This is a genomic window from Vibrio sp. 1727 (assembly GCF_033344415.1).
Lineage (GTDB): Bacteria > Pseudomonadota > Gammaproteobacteria > Enterobacterales > Vibrionaceae > Vibrio > Vibrio alginolyticus.
Genome location: NZ_JAWPOT010000049.1, coordinates 1 through 5,814, shown reverse-complemented (window position 1 = coordinate 5,814; position 5,814 = coordinate 1). Strand labels below are relative to the sequence as shown.

Sequence of the window (5,814 nt, the reverse complement as noted above, 5' to 3'; positions counted from 1 at the left end):
AAACCTAGTAATACCAATACTTCTAACCCTAGCAATACTGTTCGGGGGGATGGTGTTGGGTCGGTTCCTAACCCACGAATACGAGATCAACACGTTCCAGAAGTGCCTACAGGTAGTGAAAGATCAGAGCAATCCAAAACAACTGTATTGCCAAATCAAGCCCCAAAAACACAAATAAACAACCATGCTAACAACGATATTAACCAACCTAAAAGCCCTGCAAAATGGATACGCCAACTCTTCGAAAGAGTTAGAAAAACAATTGAAATCATTGCAGAGCGAGCTAGCGAGCGAAAAGCAGAAGCGGGAGAGCTTGGAAGTGGCTATGAAGCAACTAAACGAAGCTGTGTCGAGCTTGAACGCCTACTTAAAAGCTCAGGATGGGGGCCAGCAATAATCAAGGCTCAAGCGTTTGATAGTAAGCCAATCAACGCATCAAACAAACCAAAGGAAATACCACCAGCGAAGCCACAACAACCAGCCTCACGACCAAAAAACAGATTTCGGTAGCGTTGGGTGTGTAAGCATTTGATCTGAGGGAAGTAAGAGAGTACATTTCTTACAGACGAAAAAAAATCCGCTAAGTTTGGCGACCTACGGATTTCTTTTCATAAACAAGTTTTCAAACCAGAACCAAAGGAGGCTTTGATTTACATGAAGTATACGTACCACTTCTCTGCATTGCAAGCCTATCAGGTTCTTTGGTTTGGAGTAAAAAACCGAAAAGAACTATATGAACAAATTCGAGGCGCGAGTACATGCACACTTACCTAAAAGGCCATATTGCAGTGACGACAAAACCGCATCCCTGATACGGAACGTTGCACACGCACTAACCCACAGTTACATACAGCTAAACAGCCACCTCCGCTGCGCATGGCTGATATTCGACATAGATGATCCATTCTTGGGTGAATGGGCGTGGGAAAGGCACAACCTGCCAGTTCCTAACTACGTCGCTATGAGTCGTGATAGTCGTAAGTATCACATGGCATATGCTGTTAGCCCTGTATTTACATCAGAAAATGCACGTAGCAAACCTCTAGCCTATCTGGCCGCCATACAACGCACATATAAGCGTTTATTGAGTGCTGATGAGGGTTACAGTCATCTAATGACAAAAAACCCATTACACAGCGATTGGTGCGTTTCAGTGCTGCACAATCACGAGTATTCGCTCGCAGAGCTTCACGATGGTTGTGGTGATCTCGATAAGAAAGAGTACAACATCGATACAGCGGAACTGTGTGACTACGAACGTAACGTTAGCCTGTTCAACGTATTGCGTTACTACGCTTATGGTGCAGTGCATAACTTCGATACATGCCAAGCTTTTCATCACGATCTAGATTGTCACGTTCAAAAGCTTAACGATAGATTCAAAGAGCCTTTACAAGAAAAGGAAGCGCTTGGTATTTCTAAGAGCGTAGCTAACTGGACATGGCGAAACAGAGCCAATATCAGGGTTAAAGAACGCAGGTTAAACCTTGATCCCCACCAGCCCTTAGAAACACGTCAGGCCGTTGGTGCACACTACACAAATCAAAAGCGAACTGATGACGTTTTATCGAAGATGACGACCGCTTATGCCTCTTTGCTTGCTGATGGCAAAAAAGCCACTCAAAAAGCCGTACAAGAGCTTTCTGGGGTAGGTATAGCAACGGTTAAGCGTCACTGGAAGCGGATCAAAAACTGATCATAAAAAGGTATCACACGGTGTCTATCAGATATTAGCCCCCGTTAGGGGGTGATCGGCACTTAAGAAAAAAACAGCCACCCACAAAAATCGTCTAACCAGAGCGTGAGAGTTCTAGTAAAACACTCACTTACATTCCAGGTGGTCGCCCATCACATTGAATACGTTACTAAGTAATGTTTTATTCCACTTTGATCACTTAAATGTGCCATTTAAGCTACTCAGCGGCTTAGTATTTGTTATGGTATGTAACGTTATGCCTCGGTGTTACACCTTGGCTCGTGTATCTAACTTGTATCATTGGTGTATTAATGGAAAATAGCACGTTACGTGTCAATGAGGCCGTTAGGGTTACAGGTATAAGCCGTAACACTTTGTATCGCTATATGCGCGATGGTAAGCTCTCATACATCGAAGAGGATGGTGTTCGTTACCTTGACCGCCAAGAAATCAATCAAATAACGCCTACCGAGGTTGCTCAACAAGATTTATTTCATGTATCGAGCGTTACACCCGATACATCAAGTAATGCAGAGCTATGCGCTGAAATAAAGGCTTTACGCTCTACTGTTACGCAACTCACCAAGGCTCTGGTTACACTCAGTGACGCGGTAACACGTATCGCTGATACACAAAAGCCAGTAACACCAGCTAAGAAATCAAGCATACCATCAGCCACCAGCGACAATGAACGCAGAGCGAAAGAGGCTCAAGCCAAGGTTTTTTCTGTTCTGGAACGCTACAAAGACGCTCCAAAGATGCCGAGCATTCGAGCAATGGCGGAGGAAGCCGGAGTAGAGCGTGGCACTTTTGCGAAGCATAAAAAATCGTGGGATGCCACCAGCGTTACCAAGTAACGTAAAAAGGGCGTTTAAAACTGCATGGCGACAGAAGCAATATAAAAACACCAAAACCTTTCTCACAAAAAACCTTGTTGTTGAGCTTGCAGGTGGTGGTAAACACACGCTTGATATGATGATACGTAAGGCGTATCAAAAAAAACTTGCTCTTAAAACATAGAAAAAACGCCCTTTAAGGGCGTTTTTTTATTTAAATCGAACAGCGATCTTGTTGCCCTGTAAATCGCTCTGAAAACGTCACAAACTTACAGCCCGATTTCTGGATGAATAGATGGGAGTGAGTGCTTAAAAACGGCTCTAGGGCGTTCTGAGTGCTTCAGATGAGCGTTCTGAGGTGTTAAGTCGCCCGTTTAACATAATGGGCATAATAAACACCAAAATTGTTTGGCTTAATTTCATCAATTGTTCGGAAGGGGGGATTCATGCCGAACAATTGATGAAGAAAACATGCTTACAGTGTTGGCACTGGCATTTTGTTTGCTTTCTTTTGAAAAATGCCCTTTCAGGAAATGTTCTTTTTATTCGGGCAATAGCTCGCTCTTTTTGGCATTTAGGACATGTATAAGCAAATATCATTTGTACCCTTACTTGGAAGTAGTATCTCATTTTTTTGGGGATTTTACTCTTATTGTGAATATGAATAAAGTTGAATTCCATGCTGAATTGAGCATAAATCTCGTTGTGTTAAGTGCTCATTTACCATAACGGCACTTTGTACGAACTACGAAAGGTCGCCTCTACTGGCGACCTTTTACATATAGTACGTAAGACGAACAACGAGATCGAGTTACGTACTATTTGCCCCACAAAGCTGCTAAAACAGACACTTTGCGCATGAAAATACGACCTATGCCACCAGCTTTTATTTGTTAATGAAAACTAGCGATTACGATAATGGGGGGTTGAGTCTTAATTTGCGCCAAACCCCTGAAATCAACAATATCCACCAGCCACGAGTATGCTAGCAAGCTTTAGGGACGACCTCTTAGCTAAGCCAGCCCTTACGCCTTAACAAGCTTGCTAAAAGGACGACCTTTTAACTAATTTCTGGATGCTACCAACACCGCTAAGTTGCTATCGCGCCATACTCCAAACACTAGTTAAAGGGACGATCTTTTAGTTAAGTGATTGGTGATGAACTCATTACAAACAGTGCCTTATGTTTTTTTCTTAAACCTAGTCAAAAGGACGACCTTTTAGCTTGAATGACGGCAAAAAATACCCTACTTTTAAATAAATCATCAAAAAAACAACTAACATGAAAAAAGAAAAAAACATTGTAAAAGAGGCTCTTATCCTTCAATTACACTTCGTTAATATTGCTTACGAGAAGTACAACACAGAAGTAATTACAGCAGCAAAACGCTGCGCGCCAACAACTCATAGCAAAGATTTCGATGAAGCAATGCGTAGTATTAAGGCGCGTTTGTCTGGGCGCAAAGCGCACGCTGTGAAGGTTGCACGCTCGCTTATTATCGAAGATTACTTACCTAGTTTAAGCGACTCAAAAGAACTCAATATGAGCGTCAGAGAAGCGATTTCAGCAATCACAATTTCATGTGGTCGCTGTGTATCAAAAACAAAGTTGACAGGCTTATTTAATCGCTCTGGCGAGTCTCGTTACAGCCCGTTTTTTACTGATGAAAAATACAAAGAAAGCGTGCTATCTCACCCTCTTTTTGTGGCTCTTAAAAACGATATTTCAGAGCTAAATGCAGCCATTCCGCACACAACAAACCCAAAGCACGAACAGCTAATTAAACAGCTTGAACAATACAAGTAAATTCAGCAGTTTGTCATTACGATGATTAATTATTAATCTTTACGTAAGAGGTATTTCTTTAGCCAGCATAGATTTGTACCTACGTTCCGTAGTTTTCAAATCGCTGGCAAAGGGTAGGGTAAACCCTCCCTTTAATCCCTCCCCAAAGCACTGCCCTACTGGCAGCAAAACAAAAAACCAAAACCATGAGTAAACATAAACGTCCCGTTCGTTTGGAGATGATTCAGGTTCGTGTCACGAAGGATGAAAAAGACCAGATTTTTGCTAATGCAAATGGCAATGCATCGAGGTGGCTTCGTGACCTTGGACTAAACCCAAATTCACTTGTAAACAAACCTCGATACAAAGAACTAAAGCAAGATCCAAAATTGGTCAAAGAGGTTGCTTCTATCGGCAACAACATTAACCAAATTGCACGCCAAATTAACACCGTTAAAAAAACAACAGGTGGAGCACTAAATTTAATAGCCGTTCAGGCTCGGCTTGCCGAGACCAACGAGCTACTAAGTAAGTTAATTAAACAAGAACCCGATGATAGTTAAGTTTTTCAAAGGGGATCATACGTCCGTTAATAACGGTCTCGAATACCTCGAAGGAGGAACTAAAACGCGAAAAGTTGCCCCTACACTTTTGTCCGGTAACCCGGACACAACAAGGGAGTTGCTTAAGCAATCCTCTAGGTTTTCCAAGGCGTACACTTACGGCTGTTTGTCATTCGAAGAAGCGAATATCCCCACCAAGCAAAAGCAAGAGCTTATGGAGTCTTTCGAGAAGACTTTAATGACAGGTTTTGAACCTGATCAGTACGATATTGTGTGGATAGAACACCGAGATAAAGACCGTCTAGAGCTTAATTTTCATGTGGTAAATATGGATCTTAGGACTGGTAAGGCGCTTACGCCTTACGTTCATACTCGCGATGTAAAGCGCATCGATATGTGGAAATCGATAGCAAACGACACATACGGATTTAGCGACCCAAACGACCCACTAAAAGCACGCACCTTTACCCTTGGAGACAACTCCAAGCCTAGGCGAGAGTTAATGGAGCAAGTTGATGCTTATGTGTTTCAGCTTGCCGCTGACGGCGACCTGAACAGTCAACAAGACATTATAAATGCTCTTAATGCCATCGATGGCATCGAGGTAACACGAAACACTAAAACGTCCATTTCGTTTAAAGCTGATGGACACGAAAAAGCAATACGCCTAAAGGGCGCAATATATGGCAAAGATTACGGAGGCATTGAAGACCTCGCAGAGCAGCAGGCAAAAAGAGCTGCAAAGTTTCGCGCAGAGCGTGACAAACGACTTGAGGCAAACAGGCAGGGGCTTAGAGAGCGAAATCAGCACCTTGCGAAAAAACGTAGTGAGCAGTATCGCGAACCAGAGACGACTAAACCTAGTAATACCAATACTTCTAACCCTAGCAATACTGTTCGGGGGGATGGTGTTGGGTCGGTTCCTAACCCACG

General features: G+C 42.9%; 6 protein-coding genes. All 6 read left to right on the top strand.

Going from position 1 to position 5,814, the window contains the following annotated elements:
- Positions 1–510, top strand: a 510-nt coding sequence (locus tag R8O10_RS23610; protein ID WP_318191765.1) for a hypothetical protein, incomplete at its 5' end; no start/stop codon positions are given.
- 223 nt (positions 511–733) lie between these two features.
- Positions 734–1,696: a replication initiation protein gene (locus R8O10_RS23605; RefSeq protein ID WP_318125219.1), complete on the top strand. Its 963-nt coding sequence runs from the start codon at positions 734–736 to the stop codon at positions 1,694–1,696.
- Between the two features lie 311 nt (positions 1,697–2,007).
- Complete coding sequence (locus R8O10_RS23600) at positions 2,008–2,553, top strand: helix-turn-helix domain-containing protein (protein WP_031780731.1); 546 nt, start codon at positions 2,008–2,010, stop codon at positions 2,551–2,553.
- A gap of 1,261 nt (positions 2,554–3,814) precedes the next feature.
- Complete coding sequence (locus tag R8O10_RS23595; RefSeq protein WP_005398494.1) at positions 3,815–4,339, top strand: hypothetical protein; 525 nt, start codon at positions 3,815–3,817, stop codon at positions 4,337–4,339.
- Positions 4,340–4,524: 185 nt separating this feature from the next.
- The gene (gene mobC, locus R8O10_RS23590; RefSeq protein ID WP_012806057.1) at positions 4,525–4,881 is read left to right on the top strand and encodes a plasmid mobilization relaxosome protein MobC; all 357 of its coding nucleotides are present in this window, start codon (positions 4,525–4,527) and stop codon (positions 4,879–4,881) included.
- The coding region (locus R8O10_RS23585; protein ID WP_318191764.1) for a relaxase/mobilization nuclease domain-containing protein at positions 4,871–5,814 on the top strand (944 nt) is incomplete at its 3' end. The genes mobC and R8O10_RS23585, both read left to right, overlap by 11 nt.